This is a genomic window from Anoxybacillus sp. MB8, from assembly GCF_011006755.1.
GTDB classification, from domain to species: Bacteria; Bacillota; Bacilli; order Bacillales; family Anoxybacillaceae; genus Anoxybacillus; species Anoxybacillus gonensis.
Genome location: NZ_RXXX01000044.1, coordinates 1 through 22,190, shown reverse-complemented (window position 1 = coordinate 22,190; position 22,190 = coordinate 1). Strand labels below are relative to the sequence as shown.

The window sequence follows — 22,190 nt, the reverse complement described above, 5'->3', positions numbered from 1 at the left end:
CGTAATGAGGACGGGAAGTAGCTCAGCTTGGTAGAGCACATGGTTTGGGACCATGGGGTCGCAGGTTCGAATCCTGTCTTCCCGACCATTTTCAAGGGGCCTTAGCTCAGCTGGGAGAGCGCCTGCTTTGCACGCAGGAGGTCATCGGTTCGATCCCGATAGGCTCCACCATCTATTTATAATGGCGGCGTAGCTCAGCTGGCTAGAGCGTACGGTTCATACCCGTAAGGTCGGGGGTTCGATTCCCTCCGCCGCTACTAGCTTAGGACCTTTAGCTCAGCTGGTTAGAGCAGACGGCTCATAACCGTCCGGTCGTAGGTTCGAGTCCTACAAGGTCCACCATGTTCATATTATACGGAGGAGTACCCAAGTCTGGCTGAAGGGGTCGGTCTTGAAAACCGAGAGGCGTCGAAAGGCGCGCGGGGGTTCGAATCCCTCCTCCTCCGCCATAAACTGATTTTCTTCTTGTGCCGGCTTAGCTCAATTGGTAGAGACGAGCAAAGCTTCAGCGAATAAGCTACGAGTTGCCTCGACGCATCTATCATCATTGAATGCGCTAGTAGAGGAAGAGGCACAACTGACAAACGATCTAAAAGTTTGATGCACTTCATATTGTGCCGGCTTAGCTCAATTGGTAGAGCAACTGACTTGTAATCAGTAGGTTGCGGGTTCAAGTCCTGCAGCCGGCATCATTGTGGCGGCTATGGCGAAGTGGTTAACGCACCAGATTGTGGCTCTGGCATTCGTGGGTTCGATTCCCACTAGTCGCCCCATAAATTGTATGATAAAGCGTACAAGTAAAAAATAGCTGTGTAAGTAATTTATCGTGCGGGTGTAGTTTAGTGGTAAAACCTCAGCCACGAGCGACACATCGTCGAGTAATCGCCGAGTTGCCTCGACGCATCCATCATCATTGAATAAGCGAGTAGAGGAAGAGGCATGACAAAGCGTAGAAGTAAAAAATAGTTATGTGAGTAATTTATTGTGCGGGTGTAGTTTAGTGGTAAAACCTCAGCCTTCCAAGCTGATGTCGTGGGTTCGATTCCCATCACCCGCTTACGTGGGCCTATAGCTCAGCTGGTTAGAGCGCACGCCTGATAAGCGTGAGGTCGGTGGTTCAAGTCCACTTAGGCCCATTATAGTTTTTATTCCGCAGTAGCTCAGTGGTAGAGCACTCGGCTGTTAACCGAGCGGTCGTAGGTTCGAATCCTACCTGCGGAGCCATTTGGAGAAGTACCCAAGTGGCTGAAGGGGACGGTTTGCTAAACCGTTAGGTCGCGTTTTGCGGCGCGCGGGTTCAAATCCCGCCTTCTCCGCCATTGCCACACACGGCCCGTTGGTCAAGTGGTTAAGACACCGCCCTTTCACGGCGGTAACACGGGTTCGAATCCCGTACGGGTCACTAGTAAAAAAGGACATCTCATATAAATGAGATGTCCTTTTTTATATTTCTCTCAAATCTACATGCATGTTCTTTTTCTTCTCTAAAAATTTCTTTCCATATTCCCCATGTTGATGAATAGAAGGATGTTCAACTTGAACGGTGACATGGGAGAGGTTGTATCGTTCTTTTAACATTTCATTAATGGCTAAAATAACACAAAATGGTTGAATATGCTCGTGAATAAGAACATGTGCTGTTAAGGAATAATGATCTGTTGAAATGGACCAAATGTGTAACTCATGTACATCTTCTACCCCTTCAATAGAAAGGATATCAGCACGAATACGCTCGATGTCAAATTCATGTGGCACTGCATCCATTAAAATAAAATACGATTCTCTCACAATTTTTAAGCCGCCTACAAAAATAATGGCACCGATGATGATGCTAATGAGTGGGTCAAACATATATAGCCCTGTAAAGTAAATTAAAATCGCTGAGATGATGACACCAATCGAGCTGAGTAAGTCACCAATAAAGTGCCATAAGGCGCTTTTTACATTTAAATTTTCTTCTTCTTTTATGCTGCGACTTAGAACGATTGTTAACACAAGATTAACGACAAATCCGATCGTTGCGATAGTTAGCATGAAGGAAAATTGGATGCTTTCAGGATGAATAAACCGACGAATTCCTTCAATAAAAATTCCAATGGAAATGATGACAAGCGCAAGCCCATTTAAAAATGAAGCGATAATTTCAAATCGTAAATAGCCAAATGTAAACTTTTTATTTGGTGGGCGAGAAGCAAAATAAATGGCAACCATGCTTAAACCTAATGCGATGACGTCAGAGGCCATATGGGCTGAGTCTGACAATAGAGCAAGCGAATTAGACAAAATCCCCCCTACAATTTCAACAATGGTGAAAAAAGTCGTTAATAACAGCGTTGTCCAAAGAGCTTTCTTTGATGTCGTTTGTACTTTCATATGCGGTAAATGATGAAAATCATACATATGCATTCTCCTTTATTTAAAATTAATATTAAAAAAAATAAATAATAATTACTATAAACTATTTTATATAATTATCATTTGTCACTCAAGCGACAAATTTATGGACGTTCGTATTGATTTTCATTTCATTCAACATGTGATTTGTTGAACATTGTCGAAAAATATCTTAATTTTCTTACAGGAATTTTATATGACTTCGTGTAATATATTCAGTACGGAATTGTTTTCGTACTCATTTAAGAAAGGATGGATGAACATTTGTTGACAATGAGTCCAACCGATTTGCAGATGCATTTATTTCACGAAGGAACGTTTTATCAAAGTTATCAATTGTTTGGTGCACATCTTATCAAACGAGATGGAGCGATCCAAACCCGTTTTTGTGTATGGGCCCCGCACGCCAGAGAAGTTCGTCTTGTTGGAACGTTTAACGATTGGAACGGAGAAAAGCACAAGTTAACAAAAATAAACGAGCAAGGAGTATGGATGATTGTCGTCCCTGAAAATTTAGAAGGACATTTATACAAATACGAAATCATGACAAGAGATGGACATATCGTTCTGAAAGCAGATCCATATGCTTTTTACGCAGAAGAACGCCCCAATACTGCCTCTATTGTATATGATTTAAAAGGATATAAATGGAATGATCAAGCTTGGCAAAGAAAAAAGAAGCGAAAACCGATTTATGAACAACCGATGTTTATTTATGAAGTTCATTTTGGTACATGGAAGAAGAAAGATGATGGGAAATTTTATACATATAAAGAGATGGCAGATGAGTTAATTCCGTATGTTGTTGAACATGGATTTACTCACATTGAACTTTTGCCGCTTATTGAGCACCCGCTCGATCGTTCTTGGGGATATCAAGGAACAGGTTATTATGCTGCAACAAGCCGTTATGGAACGCCTCATGATTTAATGTATTTCATTGATCGTTGTCATCAGGAAGGAATTGGAGTCATTTTAGATTGGGTACCGGGACATTTTTGTAAAGATGCGCATGGGTTATATATGTTTGATGGTGAGCCGACATATGAATATATGAATATGCAAGATCGCGAAAATATTGTGTGGGGAACAGCAAATTTCGATTTAGGGAAACCAGAAGTGCATAGCTTTTTAATTTCGAACGCTTTGTTTTGGTTAGAACATTATCATATTGACGGTTTTCGTGTTGATGCGGTTGCAAATATGCTTTATTGGCCAAACAGCGATGTACTGCATCCAAATCCATACGCTATTTCATTTTTAAAAAAATTAAATGAGGTTGTATTTGCTTTTGATCCGAATGTATTAATGATTGCAGAAGATTCAACAGATTGGCCGAAAGTGACTGCCCCGACGTATGATGGTGGTTTAGGATTTAACTACAAATGGAACATGGGATGGATGAACGATGTATTAAGTTATATGGAAACGAGCATGCATGATCGAAAATATATGCATCATAAAATGACGTTTTCGTTGTTGTATGCCTACACAGAAAATTTCATTTTGCCTTTATCTCATGATGAAGTAGTACATGGAAAAAAATCATTATTAAACAAAATGCCGGGCGATTATTGGGATAAATTTGCTCAACTTCGCTTGCTTTATGGATATTTTATGACGCATCCAGGGAAAAAACTGTTGTTTATGGGTGGGGAGTTTGGACAGTTCGATGAGTGGAAAGATTTAGAACAACTCGACTGGGTATTATTTGATTTTGATATGCATCGAAAAATGGATGAATACGTGAAATCTCTCACGAATTTTTATAAAAAGCAAAAAGCATTATATGAGTGTGATCACGATCCAAATGGGTTTGAATGGATTGATGTGAACAATGCTGAACAAAGTATTTTTTCTTTTATTCGACGAGGAAAAAAAGAAGAAGATGCGTTAATTGTCGTTTGTAATTTTACTAATATCGTGTATGACGATTACAAAATTGGTGTGCCATTTCTTACATCGTATCGAGAAGTATTCAATAGCGATGAAGTGATGTACGGTGGTGCGGGGCACATAAACAAAAAAGTGCTTGTGGCACATGAAGAGCCGTATCACGGAAAGCCGCATCATATTCGGATGACGATTCCTCCGTATGCCATTACGATTTTACGACCAATAAGAAAAAGAGAAGGGAAGGAAAGCCATGGTACGAAAAAAGTGCGTCGCTATGCTACTCGCAGGGGGACAAGGAAGTAGATTAAGCTCATTAACAAAAAATTTAGCTAAACCAGCTGTTCCGTTTGGAGGAAAGTACCGCATTATCGATTTTACATTAAGCAATTGTGCTAATTCAGGCATTGATACTGTTGGAGTGCTCACTCAATATCAGCCGTTAGAGTTAAATACGTATATTGGAATTGGAAGTGCATGGGATTTAGATCGGAAAAATGGAGGGGTAACCGTTCTCCCTCCGTATGCTGAATCGTCGGAAATGCGATGGTATAAAGGAACAGCGAATGCTATTTATCAAAACTTAAACTACTTGAAGCAATACGATCCGGAGTATGTGCTCATTCTTTCCGGTGACCATATTTATAAAATGAATTATGCGGAGATGCTGCAATACCATATTGAAAAAAAGGCAGATGTTACAATTTCTGTTATTGAAGTACCATGGGAAGAAGCGAGCCGTTTTGGAATTATGAACACAAATGAAGAGATGGAAATTGTAGAGTTTGAGGAGAAGCCAGCCCATCCGAAAAACAATTTAGCGTCTATGGGCATTTATATTTTTAAATGGTCTGTTTTGAAAGAGTATTTAGAAATGGACAATCGAAATGATCGTTCAAGCCACGACTTTGGCAAAGATATTATTCCTTTACTGATTGAAGAAAAAAAGCGGCTTGTGGCCTATCCGTTTAAAGGATATTGGAAAGACGTTGGGACGGTCAAAAGTTTATGGGAAGCAAATATGGATTTACTCGAAGATACTCCAGCATTAAATTTATTTGATCATACGTGGCGCATTTATTCTGTGAACCCGAATGAACCACCACAATATATTGCTCCATACGCGCAAGTGAAGGAGTCTTTAGTGAATGAGGGATGTATTGTTGAAGGGGATGTCGAGCATTCTGTTTTGTTTCAAGGGGTGTACATTTCACAAGGTGCTAAAGTAAAAGATTGTGTTGTTATGCCTAATGCAGTGATTGGGAAAAATGTATACATTGAAAAAGCAATTGTTCCTCCAAATGTGGAAATTCCTGATGGAACGTTTATTTGTGCGGATCAATATGAAGGGGAAGTCATTCTTGTGACAGAGGAGATTTTGGGACATTTTTCTGAGAGAGAGGATGAGAAAACGTGGGAAAATTAATGCTTGGGGTCATTGATGCAACGACATATAAGTCGGAAATGAGTGATTTGACGCTCCAACGTTCCATTGCAGCTGTTCCATTTGCTGGGCGCTATCGGCTAATTGATTTTGTTTTATCAAATATGGTGAACTCAGGTATTGAAAGTGTCGCCATTTTCCCAAAGTATCAATATCGTTCATTAATGGACCATCTTGGTTCAGGAAAGAATTGGGATTTGAATCGGAAACGTGATGGATTGTTCTTCTTCCCTTCGCCTGACCTTCCGATTTCTCATATCGGTTCGTTTCAACATTTTCAACAACATATTGACTATTTTTTGCGAAGCACACAAAAGTACGCTCTTATTTGCAACAGTTATACGGTGTGCAATATTGATTATGAGGAAGTATTGCGACGTCATATAACTAACGGGTGCGACATTACCCGTGTATGTTATCGTGGGAAATCGCTTGATATGTTTATTTTAGAAACATCATTGTTGCTTGATTTAATCGCTAACCAACAAAGAAATCAATATCGAAGTATTGTTGATGTGGTGAGTGATGAAGGAAATGGGTTAACCGTATGTGACTATGAATATGATGGGTATGTCGCAGTTATTGATAGCATCGAACGTTATTTTCACCATAGCTTAGAACTTCTTCAGCCAGATGTGTGGAAGCAGTTGTTTTTAAAAGGAAGACCGATTTATACGAAAGTAAAAGATGAACCACCGACGAAATATACATCATATGCTTGTGTGCATAATGCAATGGTTGCGAATGGATGCATCATTGAAGGAGAAATTGAAAATAGTATTATTTCTAGAGCGGTGAAAATAGGAAAAGGAACTGTTGTACGCAGCAGTATTATTATGCAAAAAAGTCAAATCGGAGATCATTGTCATCTTGAATACGTGATTGTTGATAAAGATGCTCGCATTGGTGATGGGATAAAATTAATTGGAACACCGAATCAGCCAATCGTCATTCGAAAAGGGACAATACAAGGAGCGCTGATGAAATCGTGAAAGTGTTATTTGTCGTATCAGAGTGTGTACCGTTTGTGAAAACAGGTGGTTTAGCTGATGTTGCAGGTGCATTGCCGAAAGAGTTGAAAAAGCTCGGTACAGATGTGCGTGTGATGCTTCCTAAATATGGGGTCATTCCGCAACATATGCGCCAAAAAATGACTAAAATTGCTGAGCTTGTCGTTCGTGTTGGCTGGAGAAGACAATATTGTGGAATTGAACAATTAGAATACGAAGGAATGACATACTATTTCGTCGACAACGAATATTACTTTAAGCGAGATTCTTTATACGGGCATTACGATGACGGTGAGCGTTTTTCATATTTTTGTCGAGCCGTTCTCGATTCTCTTCCCGTCATCGGTTTTCAACCGAATGTCATTCATTGTCATGATTGGCACACAGGAATGATCCCATTTTTATTGCGTGAAGAATATACGAAAAACTCATTTTACGCGCAAATGAAAACGGTATTTACCATTCATAATTTGCAGTTTCAAGGCATTTTTCCACGCGAGATTTTAGGGGACTTGCTAAATTTAAGCGACCGTTATTTTTCGATTGAACATTTAGAGTTTTACGGGCATGTTAGTTTCATGAAAGGGGCTCTCGTCTCAGCGCATATGATTACGACAGTTAGCCCAACGTATAAAGAAGAGATTCAAACTCCATATTATGGTGAACGGCTTGACGGATTATTGCGCGCGAGAAGCTCGCATTTAGTTGGAATTTTAAATGGAATTGATGATGACATATATAACCCAAAAAAAGATCCATATATTGCAGTGCCTTATGATGTGACGACAATTGCGCGAAAAAGTATTAATAAGCGAGCGTTACAACAACATTTTTCATTACCGTCAGAAGAAGACGTTCCGGTCATCGCGATTGTTTCACGGTTAACGAAACAAAAAGGATTAGATTTAGTCAAATGCGTATTTCACGAAATCATTGCTGAAAATGTGCAAATGATCATCCTTGGAACAGGAGAATGGGAGTTTGAACATTTCTTTCATGAGATGGCGCTGACATATCCAGATCGTGTGCGCGTATATATTGGATTTTCAGAACAGCTTGCACATCAAATTTATGCTGGAGCAGATATGTTTTTAATGCCGTCTAAATTTGAACCGTGTGGCCTTGGTCAAATGATTGCGATGCGTTATGGAGCTGTGCCGATCGTTCGAGAAACGGGTGGATTAAACGATACAGTGCAATCGTTTAATGAATTTACAAAAGAAGGAACAGGATTTACGTTTAAAAACTTTAATGCACATGACATGTTATATACGATTCAACGTGCGCGTTCATTTTATGAACAAAAAGAAGTATGGGAAACGGTGATGAAGCAGGCAATGAGTCGGGATTACAGTTGGGCAAAATCGGCATTCAAATACAACCAATTATACGACGAACTAATGGCTGGGAGTGGCATCTATGTTCACGAATAAGGAAGAGTTTAAACAAACGTTTTTGAAACGACTAGAAATGATGTACGGAAAACGTTTTTGGGAATCGACGGTTCTCGATCAGTACAATACGCTAGGGCATATGATTCGTGAGTATATTAGTAAACATTGGATTCAGACAAATGAACGATATCGTGCTGAACATAAGAAGCAAGTATATTATTTGTCGATTGAATTTTTATTAGGACGTTTACTAGGAAGCAATTTAATGAATCTTGGTATACGTGATGTCGTGGAAGAAGGATTAAAAGAACTAGGCATTGAGCTAACTCATATTGAAGAAGTTGAAATGGATGCTGGTCTAGGAAACGGGGGGCTCGGGCGTCTTGCTGCTTGTTTTTTAGACTCTCTTGCTTCCCTTGATTTGCCTGGGCATGGGCAGGGCATTCGTTATAAACATGGTTTGTTTGATCAAAAAATAGTGAACGGTTATCAAGTAGAACTCCCAGAACAATGGTTGCGTCACGGGAATGTATGGGAAGTGAAAAAAGAAGATTTAGCGGTAGAAGTCAATTTTTGGGGAAAAGTGGAATGCTACGAACAAGATGGTCGATTAACGTTCCGACATTATGATGCCGAAAAGGTAATGGCTGTTCCTTATGATATGCCTGTCATTGGATATGATACGACGACTGTAAATACGTTGCGATTATGGAGTGCCGAGCCTGCAAAATTTCCGCTTCATAAACATGTCATGCAGTATAAGCGAGAAACGGAAGCGATTTCTGAATTTTTATACCCAGACGACACACATGATGAAGGAAAAATTTTAAGATTGAAACAGCAATATTTTCTTGTTGCAGCAAGCATCGGGAGCATCGTACGCGATTATCGGCAACGGTATGGGCATTTGCAACATTTTCACCGCCACGTGGCCATTCACGTGAATGATACCCACCCTGTGTTAGCCATTCCAGAGCTTATGCGTATTTTGTTAGATGAGGAAGGAATGGGATGGGACGAAGCGTGGCATATTACGACAAACACAATTTCTTATACAAACCATACAACGTTGTCGGAAGCGTTGGAAAAATGGCCAATTTACATTTTTCAACCGCTATTGCCACGAATTTATATGATTGTGCAAGAAATTAATGAACGTTTTTGTCGCGATTTATGGAATCGATATCCTGGTGACTGGAAAAGGATCGAGGAGATGGCCATTATTGCTCACGGGCTTGTTAAAATGGCTCATTTAGCGATTGTAGGAAGCTATAGTGTGAATGGTGTAGCAAAAATACATTCTGAAATTTTAAAGCATCGTGAAATGAAGCTGTTTTATGAATACTTTCCTGAAAAGTTTAATAATAAAACGAATGGCATTACACATCGTCGTTGGTTGTTGAAAGCCAATCCACAGCTTTCTTCTCTTATTACGGAGGCGATCGGAACGGATTGGATAAAACAACCGGAACAGCTGATTCAACTAAGAAAGTATGCAACGGATCGTTCATTTCAAGATGAATTAGCGAAAGTAAAGCATTACCATAAACAACAGTTGGCGACATATATTTATGAAAAAACAGGTGTTGCGGTGGACGATTCATCTATTTTTGATGTACAAGTAAAAAGGTTACATGCGTATAAAAGACAGTTGTTAAATGTGCTGCACATTATGCATTTATATAACCGATTAAAAGAAGATGAGCATTTCGACATGCATCCACGCACGTTTATTTTTGGTGCAAAGGCATCACCGGGATATCATTATGCGAAACGAATCATTAAGCTAATTAATTCGGTTGCACAAAAAGTGAATAGTGATGAGCAAATTAATGGACGATTAAAAGTCATTTTCCTAGAAAATTATCGTGTTTCGTTGGCGGAAAAAATTTTCCCAGCTGCTGATGTAAGTGAACAAATTTCGACTGCTAGTAAAGAGGCATCTGGAACTGGGAATATGAAATTTATGATGAACGGAGCTGTGACGATCGGAACGCTAGATGGAGCAAATATTGAAATTTTAGAGCGGGTTGGTCATGAAAATATGTTTATTTTTGGGCTAAAGGCAGAAGAAGTGTTGCACTATTACGCGAATGGCGGATACCATTCGTACGAATATTATCATCACGATCAACGCATTCATCAAGTCGTTAATCAACTAGTCAATGGCTTTTTTCCTGATGCGTACGATCATTTTGAACCGATTTATGATTCACTGCTCGCTCATAATGATCAATACTTTGTTTTACGCGATTTTGCATCGTATGCTGATGCGCAACAACGAGTTGGCGCAACGTATGAAGATCGAAGAAAATGGTTGGAAATGAGCGTTGTGAACATTGCCTGTTCAGGATATTTTTCAAGCGACCGAACGATTGAAGAGTACGCTCATGATATTTGGCATATTCGTTAATAAAAAAGTCCTGTAAGCAGAGATGCTCACAGGACTTTTTTAAGAAGTATAAGGATCTTTTTCATATGCTGGAAGATCACCGAGCGGAGACATCAGTTGCTCGTCGTCAAGCACTTGTTCATATTGTTCATGTACAATGTTTGGATAAATCGTAATACCTGTTCCGTAAAGGTCTGTGGCTGCAAATGTTTCAAACGGCTCGACATAACCGATTTGTTCTCCGGCATCGATATACATTCGATCATAATGTACAGTATCTTCTTGGACATCTGAAGGTGTTTCGGATGTACCGAAGCGCGCAACTTTTTGCCAACTATCTTCGGCATCAAATGTTTCTGCTTCTTTATGAACGACAAATTCACCAAATGGAGGAGACAAGACGCTTTCTTCGATCGGGCGTTGTTGCGAAACAACTTGGTCAGGGCTATGTTCTTTACAAAATGTCGTCGTTGGGATGGCTTCAAGACGTTCGACTGGGATAGCCTTTCCACATACTTCACAAATTCCGTACGTTCCATCTTCCATTGCTTGAAGCGCCCGTTCAATATCGTGAAGTTCTCGTTTCGTATGTTCGTTTAAGGCGATATCTTTTTCTCGCTCATATAGTTCTGTTCCGCTGTCGGCAGGATGATTGTCATAATTCGATAGTTCCCCAACCGAGTCATGAGCAGATGCTCGTATGAGACCGAAATGATCATTTTGTTTCAACCGTTGTACAATTTGTTGTTTTTCTTGTAACAAGCGTTCACGCAAAGTTTGCATATCATCCCTCCTCGAATTAGACTACACATAGTATGAACGAAAAAGAAAAAACCATAGCGAAAAGGCTATGGTTTTTTCTGGACAATTATTGTAGCCAATAATGAATAAACAGACCAACGACAAGTAAAAATCCAAATTGTGTATTTGTCTGAGCGGTCGCTTTCATTGCTGGCATCATGTCTATTGGTTTTGTCTTTCCAATAAATCCTTTTGTTGCTTTCCATGCTTTCGGAACGCTAAACAATACGAGCAAGGTCCATGGCGAAATCGTTTTTGTGAAAACAAGCAATACAATCCATAAAAATGATGTAACAAACATGCCACCTAATAGCCAAATCGCTTTTTTTCTTCCAAGTAAAATGGCTAACGTTTTTCGACCGCTTCTTTTATCTCCGTCTAAGTCACGAATGTTATTCGCTAATAAAATGGCTCCAACTAAAATGGAAATGGGAACAGAGACAAGAATAGGTGTTGTTGTTATTATGCCTGTTTGAATAAAAAATGAAATTAAAATAATGGTGAGCCCCATGAAAAAACCTGCTGCCAATTCACCAAATGGGGTATAAGCGATCGGAATGGGGCCACCTGTGTAAAAATATCCTGCTGCCATGCAAATTGTGCCGATGACGGCTAACCACCAACTGCTATTGACGCAAATATAAATACCAAGTAGCATAGCAATAGCAAAAAAAGACCAAGCAAGCAATAAAACAGTTTTCGGGGAAATGCCGTCGCGCACGATTGCTCCACCGATTCCGACAGATTCAGGTGTATCGAGCCCACGTTTATAGTCGTAATATTCGTTAAACATATTTGTTGCTGCTTGGATAAATAGTGAAGCTACGAGCATGGCAAAAAATAAAGGAAAGTGAATTGGTGCTTCTTCTACTGCAAGCACAGTACCAATAGAAACGGGAACGAACGCTGCAGTGAGCGTGTGTGGTCGCAATAAGCGCCACCAAACGCGCCAGTCTCGTTTATAGTGAACAGTTTGAGCATTTGAACGTACTGGTGTTGGCATGCCATTCTTCTCCTTTAATTAAAATGTCGTTCACAATAAGTTTAGGGAAGCGGGGAAAATGTGTCAATGTCTTGACAATATAAATTGTTTCCTATCTCTAAAGAACAATATTATAATGGAAAAGGGACAAAAAGATTAAGTATAGGCGTGATACAAAGTGGTTACTTTATATCAAAACAAAGTTATTGACCAATTGCGTGATGCGTTAAAGAAAAAAGAGCATATGGTTAGTGTCACTGTAAGAGTGGGGCAAATCGATCCTCTTTCCTTTTTTGTCGCTGGTGAAACGTTATTTCATGGCCAGCGCTTTTATTGGTCAGACTGTTTCCATGAACAAACGTTTGTTGGGCTTGGATATGCGCAAGTTATAAAAAGCGAAGAAAAGACGAAAAAGCGGTTTCGAGAAGTGGAGAAAGCTTGGCAACAAATTGTAGAAGGCGCTTTCATCGAAGGGGAAGGGCCGTTGATGTTCGGGGGATTCGCTTTTGATCCGCTGAAACGCTCTGCTGAACATTGGGATCATTTTCCTTCCGCTCAGTTTGTTATCCCGAAATTTTTGTTAATAAAGCGCGGAGAGGAAACATGGCTCACAGTTAATGTTGTTCATGAATCGTTTGCGGAACTTGAGAAAATGATCGATTCGCTATTTGTCATACATGATGAAAGCGATAACTATGATGTTGACGTTGTCGAAAAAGAGGAAGTCGCTCGCGATCGCTGGCTTTATGCTGTTCGTCATGCAACCGATCTCATTCAAGACGGAGAAATTGAAAAAGTTGTTTTAGCGCGCGAGTTATTTCTTTCTTTCTCTCAGCGGATTGATTGCTCGCACGTGCTGCGCTCTTTGCGTGAACAGCAACCAATGAGCTACATTTTTGCGTTTGAAAACGGCTCATCTTGTTTTATCGGTGCTTCTCCGGAGCAACTTGTGAAAAAGAACGGGCACATGTGTGAAACGGCTTGTCTCGCTGGTTCCATTCGTCGTGGACATACGATGAAAGAGGATGAGGAGCTCGGACAATGGCTGCTAAAAGACGAAAAAAATCGTCGCGAACATGCATTCGTTGTCGACATGATTGAACAAGCGATGCATGAAGTATGCAAAGAGGTGATTGTTCCAAGTGAGCCGACTTTGTTAAAAATGCGACATATTCAACATTTGTACACACCTGTTCGTGCGAAAATAAAGGAAGGAGTTTCGATTTTTTCGCTCGTTGAACGACTTCACCCGACGCCAGCGCTTGGGGGATTCCCGAAAGAAAAGGCGGTACAAACGATTCGGGATATTGAGCCGCTTGATCGTGGATGGTATGCCGCTCCGATCGGTTGGGTGGATGCCAACGGAAACGGGGAATTTGCAGTAGCCATTCGCTCCGCGTTGATTGAAGACAATGAGGCGCATTTATTTGCGGGGTGTGGGATTGTCGCTCATTCTAATCCGCTTAGTGAGTATGAGGAAACGAATGTAAAGTTTAAGCCGATGTTACTAGCGTTAGAGGGGGGAAGAAAATGAATGAAATGACTGCATATGTTGCCGCTTTTGTTGAGCAATTAGTTCATACGGGGATACAGCAAGCGGTGATTAGTCCAGGATCTCGTTCCACTCCTCTTGCGATGGTCATGGCTGAACATCCTCAGTTAAATATTCATGTTCATATTGATGAACGTTCTGCCGCTTTTTTTGCGTTAGGCATGGCGAAAGCTTCTGGAAAACCGGTTGCTCTTGTTTGTACATCAGGTACTGCGGTAGCGAATTATTATCCAGCTATCGTTGAAGCATATTATGCACGCGTTCCGCTCGTTGTCATTACAGCTGATCGACCTCATGAATTGCGTGATGTCGGAGCACCGCAAGCGATCGATCAACTGCATATGTACGGCTCATATGTAAAATGGTTTGTTGATATGGCACTTCCAGAAGGAAATGAGCAAATGCTTCGTTATGCAGAAATGGTAGCTGCTCGTGCGGTATGTGTTGCAACATCTGTTCCTGCAGGACCGGTTCATATTAACGTGCCGTTACGTGAACCGCTTGTTCCAATGCTCAATGAGTCGCTATTTTCCACACCGTTAGCGACTCGCACTGTGTATAGAGGGAATAAACACCTTTCGCCAGAGATGATAGATGCATTATATGAACAACTACGCCATGTCGAAAAAGGGGTCATTGTATGTGGGGATTTGCACGTGGAAGGGTTTGCTGATGCGGTGGTCGAGCTAGCAGAAGCGTTGCAATATCCTATTTTAGCCGATCCGCTTTCTTCACTGCGAACAGGTACACATAGAAAACAGCTTATTATTGAATCGTATGATGCGATGTTAAAATGCGAAACGTTTGCAGATGCGTTCATCCCTGATGTCGTTATTCGTTTTGGAGCAATGCCTGTATCCAAATCACTTTATCTTTGGTTGCAACGGCATAAACAAGTAAAACAAATGATTGTTGATGAAGCAGGGCAATGGCGCGATCCGACTTTATCGCTTCACGTGTTTATTGAAGCAAACGAGGTGCAATTTTGTCATGAGTTAGCTCAGCGTGCTTCTACTACATCTCGGTCGTCGCAATGGATCAGCCAATGGCAAAAAATGAACGAACGAGCGAAGCAAATGCTATTACAGGCAAAAGAAGAAGAAAATATGTTTGAAGGAAAAATATTTATTGAACTTGCTCAGTTATTACCAGATGAAGCAACTCTTTTCGTTGGAAATAGTATGCCTATTCGCGATGCGGATACGTTTTTCATGTCATCACATAAGCGAATTCGTTTATTGGCGAATCGTGGGGCAAACGGCATTGATGGAGTTGTATCGAGCGCTCTTGGAGCGAGTTGTGTTGCGCAACCACTTGTACTAGTTATTGGCGACTTGTCATTTTATCATGACTTAAATGGCTTACTTGCAGCTAAATTGCAACAGCTACATGCGACAATCATTGTTTTAAACAACAATGGGGGAGGTATTTTCTCCTTTTTGCCGCAGGCGAATGAACCGAAACATTTTGAACGGTTATTCGGCACACCGACACATTTATCGTTTCATCATGTTGTAGACATGTATGATGGACATTATGAAAAAGTAGAGACGTGGGACGATTTTCGTCGTGCGGTGGTAGATGCGCTCGCACGCCCAACGTTAAATGTAATTGAAGTTCCTTCATCTCGTAAATATAATGTCGGAGTTCATCGGAAATTGTGGAAAGATGTTTCCCAGGAAATGTCCAACTTGTTGAACAAAGGGGAATGAGCATGAAGTTTGTCGTTCGAGGGCAAACGTATTATGTAGAAAGGCACGGAAATGGACAGCCTATTTTGTTGCTGCACGGATTTACAGGTAGTTGTCAAACGTGGCATCCGCTTGTTTCGATGTGGGAACAACATATGCAATGCATAGCAATGGACATTCTCGGTCATGGACAAACCGATGCCCCTTCTTCTGTACAACGATATCATATCGATATGGTTGCCCAAGATGTCGCTATGCTTTTAGAACATTTAGGGATAAAAAAAGCCCATGTGCTAGGGTATTCGATGGGTGGTCGGCTTGCGTTAACATTTGCAGTTCGTTATCCTCAGTATGTGCAAACGTTAATATTAGAAAGTAGCTCTCCGGGGCTAAAGACGGAAGAAGAGCGCATGAAACGTCGGGAAGAAGATGAACGATTAGCACAGTTTATTGAACAACATGGGGTTGCTTCGTTTGTTGATCGGTGGGAGAACATCCCGTTATTTTCTTCTTTAAAGCGATTGCCCGAAGATGTACAACAACGGATAAGAGAAGAACGATTACAGCATACAGCGATTGGATTAGCTAACAGTTTGCGTGGCATGGGAACAGGAGCGCAACCTTCTTGGTGGGAAGCGTTGCCTCAATTGATGATTCCGACATTGTTGATTTGTGGTGAAGATGATGAAAAGTTTTGTCGAATTGCGTCAGAAATGGTACAATTATTACCAAACGGGACGCTCATCACCGTTCCGAATGCGGGGCACGTTGTGCATCTAGAGCAGCGTGAACGATTTTGTACACTTGTTCAACAATTTGTGTTAAGAGGAGGTTTATTGCATGGCGATTGAATGGGTAAAAGAAAGAGAATATGAAGATATTTTGTATGAAACGTATAATGGCATTGCAAAAATTACAATTAACCGTCCAGAAGTACATAATGCGTTCCGCCCAAAAACAGTGATGGAGTTAATTGATGCGTTTGCGTATGCTCGTGACGATGCAAATATTGGAGTCATTATTTTAACAGGAGCAGGAGGCAAAGCGTTTTGCTCAGGTGGCGACCAAAAAGTGCGTGGGCATGGTGGATATGTAGGTGACGACCAAATTCCACGTTTAAACGTATTAGACTTACAACGCTTAATTCGCGTCATTCCAAAACCGGTTATTGCGATGGTTGCAGGTTATGCGATCGGCGGTGGCCATGTGCTACATGTTGTTTGTGATTTAACTATCGCAGCAGACAATGCGATCTTCGGTCAAACAGGCCCGAAAGTTGGCAGCTTTGATGGAGGATATGGTGCTGGTTACTTAGCGCGTATTGTTGGACATAAAAAAGCCCGCGAAATTTGGTATTTATGTCGTCAATACAACGCTCAAGAGGCGTTAGAAATGGGATTAGTGAACAAAATTGTTCCACTTGAACAATTAGAAGAAGAAACGGTGAAATGGGCGGAAGAAATTTTAGAAAAAAGTCCGACAGCTATTCGTTTCTTAAAAGCTGCGTTTAATGCAGATACAGATGGACTTGCAGGCATCCAACAACTTGCAGGGGATGCAACGCTTCTTTATTACACAACAGACGAAGCGAAAGAAGGACGCGATGCATTTAAAGAAAAACGGAAACCGAACTTTAAACAATTCCCGCGTTTTCCGTAAAATGAAGACAGCTTGATGTATGCACATCAAGCTGTTTTTTTGAAGGTGGTGTGAAGATGATTCCAAACTGGTTGCTTCAACGTGCGTATTTAACGCCGAATCGTATAGCGATATATGATGAAACAGAAGCGATTTCATTTGCTGAACTTCATAAACGAACGGCAAAACGAGCAAGACAACTTGTTTTTCTCGGTGTAAAAAAAGGGGATGTTGTAGCTATCTTAATGAAAAATAGTGTACATATGGTTGAGCTTATTCACGCCCTCCATTATATTGGTGCGATTGTTTTATTACAAAATGTACGTTTATCCGTAGACGAAGTAAAGTGGCAATTAGAACATAGTGGGGCGCGATTTGTCATTTGTGATGAGCCTTTTCCAGATGAGCGAGCGATCGAATGGAGCGAGGTTACCCAACTTGGTGAAAGAGATGAAAAATGGCAAACGATGTACAATTTAGACGATGTCGCAACAATTATGTACACATCGGGAACGACAGGGAAGCCAAAAGGGGTTATGCAAACGTACGGAAATCATTGGTGGAGTGCAATTGGTTCCGCTTTGAATCTTGGATTACGTGAAGATGATTGTTGGCTTGCCGCTGTTCCTTTTTTTCATGTTAGCGGTTTGTCGATTTTAATGCGGAGCGTCATTTACGGAATTGGTGTGTATGTGATGTCGTCATTTGATGCGAAACGCATCAATGAGCTCATTTTTCAACAAAACATTACGATGATGTCGGCTGTCAGCACAATGGTGCAACAAATGATTCAAGAGTTAAAAGCTCCGTATCCTTCATCGTTTCGTTGCATGCTTGTTGGCGGTGGTCCTGTGCCACTTCCTTTGTTGCAATCATGTGCTTATTGGAATATACCGGTGTATCAAACGTACGGTATGACAGAAACCGCTTCGCAAGTGGCCACATTATCTCCAGATGCTCGTCATAAACAAGGTTCAGCAGGAAAGCCGCTTTTTCATATGAACGTTCGTATTGAAAAAGAGGGGAAACAACTGAATGCGAATGAAGTGGGGGAAATTGTTGTAAAAGGCCCGAGCGTTATGAAAGGATATTGGAGAAATGAGGAAGGAACAGCGGCTGTGTTAAAAGATGGTTGGCTACATACTGGGGATATCGGATATATGGATGACGAAGGATTTTTATATGTGCTTGACCGCCGTTCAGACTTAATTATTTCTGGTGGAGAAAACGTATATCCGGCTGAAATTGAATCCGTGCTTTTGCAACATGAGGCAGTAAAAGAAGCAGGCGTAGTCGGAGTGGCTGATGAAACATGGGGACAAGTGCCATGCGCGTTTGTCGTATTGCATGATGTAACAGCAACAGAAGAGCAATTAAAGCAGTTTTGTATGAATAAGCTGGCGAAATATAAAGTGCCGAAACGAATTTATATCGTTGATCATTTACCGCGTAATGCCGCTAACAAACTGATGCGCCATAAGTTAAAAAAGTGGATCAATGAATAAAAGGAGGCGGAAGATGCCTCCTTTTATTGATATCCTTTCGCTGTTTCTTTTGTAATTTTTTCTTTAAACAGTTTATAACTCCAAAGCTGATAGCCCACTACGATCGGCACCATGACGATGGCGACACCGAGCATAATTTTTAAGTTCAATTCACTTCCTGCCGCCTCAAAAAGCGTTGTACTATATTCATTATCGATGCGCGAAGGGAGCATGTTTGGGAACATACCGATAAAACCGGTGGCCATGAGCGTGAAAATAGTTAAGCAAATGTTTGTGAACGCAAGTCCAATTCGTTTTTGCCAGACGAACAATAGCATGAGCAATGCGCATACGAAAGCTAGTGCGGGTACGATCCAAAGAATGGGTGCTTTCGTAAAGTTGTTAAATAGCGGCGTACGATTGCTTGTTGCGACGAAGAAAAGAGATAATACGACCGTTGCAACAACGGAAGCGGGACGGGCCACTTTATAGGCACGTTCTGCTACATCTCCAACTGTTTTTAGCATGACCCACAAGGCACCAGAGACTGCAAATAAGCTAATAAATAATAAACCACCTAAAAGACCGTACGGATGAAGCAAAGTGAACAACGTTCCTTCATATCCAGATGGACCAATTTTTAAACCGTAAAACAAATTAGCAAAGGCAACACCAAACAGAAGCGCTAAAGCAAAACTGCTAATAGTGAATGCCCATTTCCAGCCTTTTTGCCAAAGTGGTGCATCATCTTTATGCATAAATTCTAATCCAGCTGCACGGAAAAAGAGCGCGAATAAAATGAGCATCATCGGTGTATATAAGAAGCTGAATAAATCTGCGTAAACAGCTGGAAACGCAGCAAACGTTGCCCCTCCAGCTGTAATTAACCAGACTTCATTTCCGCCCCAAAACGGTCCAACCGCTTCTTGCAACTGATTTCGCTCTTGACGGTTTCTCGCTAAAAACGGAAACAACATGCCTGTGCCGAGCGTATATCCATCTAACACAAAGTATATCGTCCAAATGAGTCCCCATAGTCCGAACCAAATGATCGCAACTGTTTCATGAGACATGTTGAATTTCCCCACCTTTCGTAGCCGTCGATGTGTACGGTCCTTTTTTCGCATATTTCAACATTAAGTACACGTCTGCGATAAGCAAAATGGTGTAAAACAAAACTAAGCTGACGAGTGAGAAAACAATTTGTGAAAGAGAAATAGGTGATACGGCTTCAGCTGTGCGCATTAATCCGTATACCGTCCACGGTTGACGCCCGACTTCCGCAACGACCCAGCCAGCGTTGATAGCGACATACGGAAGCAATACAGAATACATCACAAGTTTTAAGAAACGTCGTGATTCAACTAATTTATTTTTACGATATAAGTAAAATCCGTACCAAAATAGAGCGACAAAGTATAGACCGAGTGCTACCATTAAACGAAATGAATAAAAGACGATATTGACATTCGGACGTTCATCTTTCGGAATTTGATCGAATCCGACAACTTTCCCATCAAACGAGTGCGTATAAAAGTAGCTTCCGAGCTTTGGGATCGTTAAAAATTCAACGATGTTACGCTCATTTTCTGGGTCAGGAATTTGAATAATGTGAAATGGTAAACTTTCTTTTGTTTCCCACACAGCTTCAAGAGCTGCCCCTTTGGCAGGTTGCATTTTTGCCGCAAATGATGCGGATTTATGCCCGATAAACGGTGTAGCTGTTGCTGCGATTAATCCTAAAATGAGTCCGTATTTAAACGATTTTTTGAAAAACTCGATATGTTGTTTGCGTAATAAATGCCAAGCACTAACCGCCATTACAAAAAATGCCCCAACGATATAACAGCTAACAACTGTATGAACGAACATATGCCATGCATATGGATTTGTCACAACTTCCCAAAAGTTTTGAAGTTCGATGCGGCCGTTTCTTTCAATATATCCGACCGGATTTTGCATAAAGCCGTTTGCTGTGATAATCCAAAGCGCTGAAATGTTTGTGCCAAGCGCCACCATCCAGATAGAGAAGGCACGAAGTTTTGGTGAAATTTTATCCTTCCCAAATAGCCAAATGCCCATAAATGTTGACTCTAAAAAGAAAGCAACGAGCGCTTCAATGGCGAGCGGAGAGCCGAAAATATCCCCCATATATTTCGAATACTCCGACCAGTTTGTCCCAAACTGAAATTCCATTGTAATTCCTGTCACAACACCGAGGACGAAGTTAATCGCAAACAATTTTCCCCAAAAGTCTGCCATTTGCCGATAGAGCGGATTTTTTGTTCGTACGTGTTGCGTTTCCATCCATGCAATTAAAACAATAAGACCAATCGTTAACGGGACGAATAAAAAATGATAAAAAACCGTAATGGCAAATTGAAAACGGCTAAGTAAAAGCACGTCGCTCATATATCCCCCTCCGATATGCTAAATATTTTTCATATGTATAAGAGTAACCTCAATACGTGAAGAAGAGATGAGAGAAATGTTGCAAAACTGTGGCGATAATTTAAAAAAAATGTGTCTATTCACGATTATTAACATGAAAAAAGAGAAAAGGGGCTGACCCAAAACGCTAATGCGCTTTGGGCCTAGTCCTTTCTTTTTTGCCCAAAAATAGAAGAATCGCCCTTTTTATGGTAAAATTGAGTCACCAAAAACAACTACACCAAAAAAAGGAGCGATTCTTTTATGAAACATGATCATATTTCTTTCAAAGATTATACCATGGATAACCTCACTTTGCCAAGGAATATCGCAGATCTTATTCCACCAGACAACATGGCTCATGTGGTTCATGAAATGGTTGAACGTATCCCGATGGAAACATTTCTTCCATACTATAAAGGTGGAGGCACTTCTTCTTATCATCCGAAAATGATGACAAAAATCATCCTTTATGCCTACACCCAAAAAATATATCATGGTCGCGAGATTGCACGACAACTCGAAGTTCATCTTCCACTCATGTGGCTAAGTGGATTTCAAAAGCCGGACTTTCGTTCGATTAACCGATTTCGCTCTGAACGAATGAAAGGCCTGATTGACGACTTATTTCGAGAAATGATCACTCTGCTCGTCGCGGATGGGTACGTCAACATGGAAGACTATTTCGTCGATGGAACGAAAATTGAAGCAAATGCCAACCGATACACATTCGTTTGGCGCAAGTCCTCTGAAAAGTACCGAGAGAAATTAAGAAAGAATGTAGATCAACTCATCGCCCACATTGATGGGATTGTGGCAGAAGAAAGGAAGGAAGATACGCCTTCGACGTTGACTCCAGAAGACATTCGAAAGAAAACGGAAGAGTGGGAAGAACGGTTGAAAGTAGAACCAAACAATCAACCATTAAAACAAGCAGTGAAGAAAATGAAGGAAGACTACCTACCACGTAGCGAAAAGTATGAACACCAACTTGAAGTATGTGGGGATCGCAACAGTTACTCCAAGACGGATACGGATGCGACGTTCATGCGTTTGAAAGAAGATCATATGCGAAATGGTCAATT

General features: G+C 41.0%; 16 protein-coding genes and 12 tRNA genes. 23 read left to right on the top strand and 5 right to left on the bottom strand.

Going from position 1 to position 22,190, the window contains the following annotated elements:
* Positions 1 to 11: 11 nt before the first annotated feature.
* From EKC99_RS12975 to EKC99_RS12920, 12 genes are all read left to right on the top strand, one after another.
* Positions 12 to 88: transfer RNA gene (locus EKC99_RS12975), tRNA-Pro, on the top strand.
* Positions 89 to 95: 7 nt separating this feature from the next.
* A tRNA-Ala gene (locus EKC99_RS12970) sits at positions 96 to 171 on the top strand.
* Positions 172 to 183: 12 nt separating this feature from the next.
* Positions 184 to 257 (top strand) — tRNA-Met (locus EKC99_RS12965).
* Positions 258 to 265: 8 nt separating this feature from the next.
* Positions 266 to 342 (top strand) — tRNA-Ile (locus tag EKC99_RS12960).
* A 14-nt stretch (positions 343 to 356) separates the two neighbouring features.
* A tRNA-Ser gene (locus tag EKC99_RS12955) sits at positions 357 to 449 on the top strand.
* 167 nt (positions 450 to 616) lie between these two features.
* A tRNA-Thr gene (locus EKC99_RS12950) sits at positions 617 to 689 on the top strand.
* 8 nt (positions 690 to 697) lie between these two features.
* A tRNA-His gene (locus EKC99_RS12945) sits at positions 698 to 773 on the top strand.
* A gap of 213 nt (positions 774 to 986) precedes the next feature.
* Positions 987 to 1,057 (top strand) — tRNA-Gly (locus EKC99_RS12940).
* A gap of 5 nt (positions 1,058 to 1,062) precedes the next feature.
* Positions 1,063 to 1,136, top strand: a tRNA-Ile gene (locus EKC99_RS12935).
* A 13-nt stretch (positions 1,137 to 1,149) separates the two neighbouring features.
* Positions 1,150 to 1,224: transfer RNA gene (locus EKC99_RS12930), tRNA-Asn, on the top strand.
* 3 nt (positions 1,225 to 1,227) lie between these two features.
* Positions 1,228 to 1,319 (top strand) — tRNA-Ser (locus EKC99_RS12925).
* Positions 1,320 to 1,330: 11 nt separating this feature from the next.
* Positions 1,331 to 1,402: transfer RNA gene (locus tag EKC99_RS12920), tRNA-Glu, on the top strand.
* Between the two features lie 41 nt (positions 1,403 to 1,443).
* Here EKC99_RS12920 and EKC99_RS12915 read toward each other — a convergent pair.
* Positions 1,444 to 2,400: a cation diffusion facilitator family transporter gene (locus EKC99_RS12915; RefSeq protein ID WP_163152220.1), complete on the bottom strand. Its 957-nt coding sequence runs from the start codon at positions 2,398 to 2,400 to the stop codon at positions 1,444 to 1,446.
* A gap of 246 nt (positions 2,401 to 2,646) precedes the next feature.
* Between EKC99_RS12915 and glgB the strand changes: the two genes are divergently transcribed.
* Genes glgB through EKC99_RS12890 form a run of 5 tightly spaced genes read left to right on the top strand, consistent with a single transcriptional unit; the run spans position 2,647 to position 10,548 of the window.
* Positions 2,647 to 4,593 carry a 1,4-alpha-glucan branching enzyme gene (glgB, locus tag EKC99_RS12910; protein ID WP_305793594.1) on the top strand — a complete coding sequence of 649 codons (1,947 nt, stop codon included), beginning with the start codon at positions 2,647 to 2,649 and terminating at the stop codon, positions 4,591 to 4,593.
* Positions 4,541 to 5,713, top strand: coding sequence for a glucose-1-phosphate adenylyltransferase (locus tag EKC99_RS12905; RefSeq protein ID WP_009361651.1), 1,173 nt, complete (start codon positions 4,541 to 4,543; stop codon positions 5,711 to 5,713). The genes glgB and EKC99_RS12905 overlap by 53 nt, the downstream gene beginning before the upstream one ends.
* Entirely contained in the window at positions 5,701 to 6,723 is a 1,023-nt protein-coding gene (locus tag EKC99_RS12900; RefSeq protein WP_009361650.1) for a GlgC family sugar phosphate nucleotidyltransferase, read from the top strand. Before EKC99_RS12905 ends, EKC99_RS12900 begins: the two co-directional genes overlap by 13 nt.
* On the top strand, positions 6,720 to 8,174 hold the full coding sequence (gene glgA / locus EKC99_RS12895) for a glycogen synthase GlgA (protein WP_163152218.1): 1,455 nt from the start codon (positions 6,720 to 6,722) through the stop codon (positions 8,172 to 8,174). The genes EKC99_RS12900 and glgA overlap by 4 nt, the downstream gene beginning before the upstream one ends.
* The gene (locus tag EKC99_RS12890; RefSeq protein WP_163152216.1) at positions 8,161 to 10,548 is read left to right on the top strand and encodes a glycogen/starch/alpha-glucan phosphorylase; all 2,388 of its coding nucleotides are present in this window, start codon (positions 8,161 to 8,163) and stop codon (positions 10,546 to 10,548) included. The genes glgA and EKC99_RS12890 overlap by 14 nt, the downstream gene beginning before the upstream one ends.
* 39 nt (positions 10,549 to 10,587) lie before the next feature.
* On the opposite strand, the gene EKC99_RS12885 is transcribed toward EKC99_RS12890, so the two are convergent.
* On the bottom strand, positions 10,588 to 11,310 hold the full coding sequence (locus tag EKC99_RS12885; protein ID WP_009361647.1) for a yteA family sporulation protein: 723 nt from the start codon (positions 11,308 to 11,310) through the stop codon (positions 10,588 to 10,590).
* A gap of 85 nt (positions 11,311 to 11,395) precedes the next feature.
* Positions 11,396 to 12,331, bottom strand: a complete 936-nt coding sequence (locus EKC99_RS12880; protein WP_163152214.1) for a 1,4-dihydroxy-2-naphthoate polyprenyltransferase — start codon at positions 12,329 to 12,331, stop codon at positions 11,396 to 11,398.
* A 157-nt stretch (positions 12,332 to 12,488) separates the two neighbouring features.
* Here EKC99_RS12880 and EKC99_RS12875 point away from each other — a divergent pair, with 157 nt between their 5' ends.
* Genes EKC99_RS12875 through EKC99_RS12855 form a run of 5 tightly spaced genes read left to right on the top strand, consistent with a single transcriptional unit; the run spans position 12,489 to position 18,696 of the window.
* On the top strand, positions 12,489 to 13,844 hold the full coding sequence (locus EKC99_RS12875; protein ID WP_163152212.1) for an isochorismate synthase: 1,356 nt from the start codon (positions 12,489 to 12,491) through the stop codon (positions 13,842 to 13,844).
* Positions 13,841 to 15,574: a 2-succinyl-5-enolpyruvyl-6-hydroxy-3-cyclohexene-1-carboxylic-acid synthase gene (gene menD, locus EKC99_RS12870; RefSeq protein WP_163152210.1), complete on the top strand. Its 1,734-nt coding sequence runs from the start codon at positions 13,841 to 13,843 to the stop codon at positions 15,572 to 15,574. The genes EKC99_RS12875 and menD overlap by 4 nt, the downstream gene beginning before the upstream one ends.
* Before the next feature lie 2 nt (positions 15,575 to 15,576).
* The gene (gene menH, locus EKC99_RS12865; RefSeq protein ID WP_163152208.1) at positions 15,577 to 16,404 is read left to right on the top strand and encodes a 2-succinyl-6-hydroxy-2,4-cyclohexadiene-1-carboxylate synthase; all 828 of its coding nucleotides are present in this window, start codon (positions 15,577 to 15,579) and stop codon (positions 16,402 to 16,404) included.
* A complete protein-coding gene (gene menB, locus EKC99_RS12860) occupies positions 16,394 to 17,212 on the top strand; it encodes a 1,4-dihydroxy-2-naphthoyl-CoA synthase (protein ID WP_163152206.1) in 819 nt (272 codons plus the stop codon). Before menH ends, menB begins: the two co-directional genes overlap by 11 nt.
* A 56-nt stretch (positions 17,213 to 17,268) precedes the next feature.
* Positions 17,269 to 18,696: an o-succinylbenzoate--CoA ligase gene (locus EKC99_RS12855; protein ID WP_163152204.1), complete on the top strand. Its 1,428-nt coding sequence runs from the start codon at positions 17,269 to 17,271 to the stop codon at positions 18,694 to 18,696.
* A 23-nt stretch (positions 18,697 to 18,719) separates the two neighbouring features.
* On the opposite strand, the gene cydB is transcribed toward EKC99_RS12855, so the two are convergent.
* Positions 18,720 to 19,748: a cytochrome d ubiquinol oxidase subunit II gene (gene cydB, locus EKC99_RS12850; RefSeq protein WP_009361640.1), complete on the bottom strand. Its 1,029-nt coding sequence runs from the start codon at positions 19,746 to 19,748 to the stop codon at positions 18,720 to 18,722.
* Positions 19,738 to 21,087 carry a cytochrome ubiquinol oxidase subunit I gene (locus EKC99_RS12845; RefSeq protein ID WP_035063864.1) on the bottom strand — a complete coding sequence of 450 codons (1,350 nt, stop codon included), beginning with the start codon at positions 21,085 to 21,087 and terminating at the stop codon, positions 19,738 to 19,740. The genes cydB and EKC99_RS12845 overlap by 11 nt, the downstream gene beginning before the upstream one ends.
* 282 nt (positions 21,088 to 21,369) lie before the next feature.
* Here EKC99_RS12845 and EKC99_RS12840 point away from each other — a divergent pair.
* Positions 21,370 to 22,190: transposase (locus EKC99_RS12840; protein ID WP_163152202.1), on the top strand; the 821-nt coding region annotated here is incomplete at its 3' end.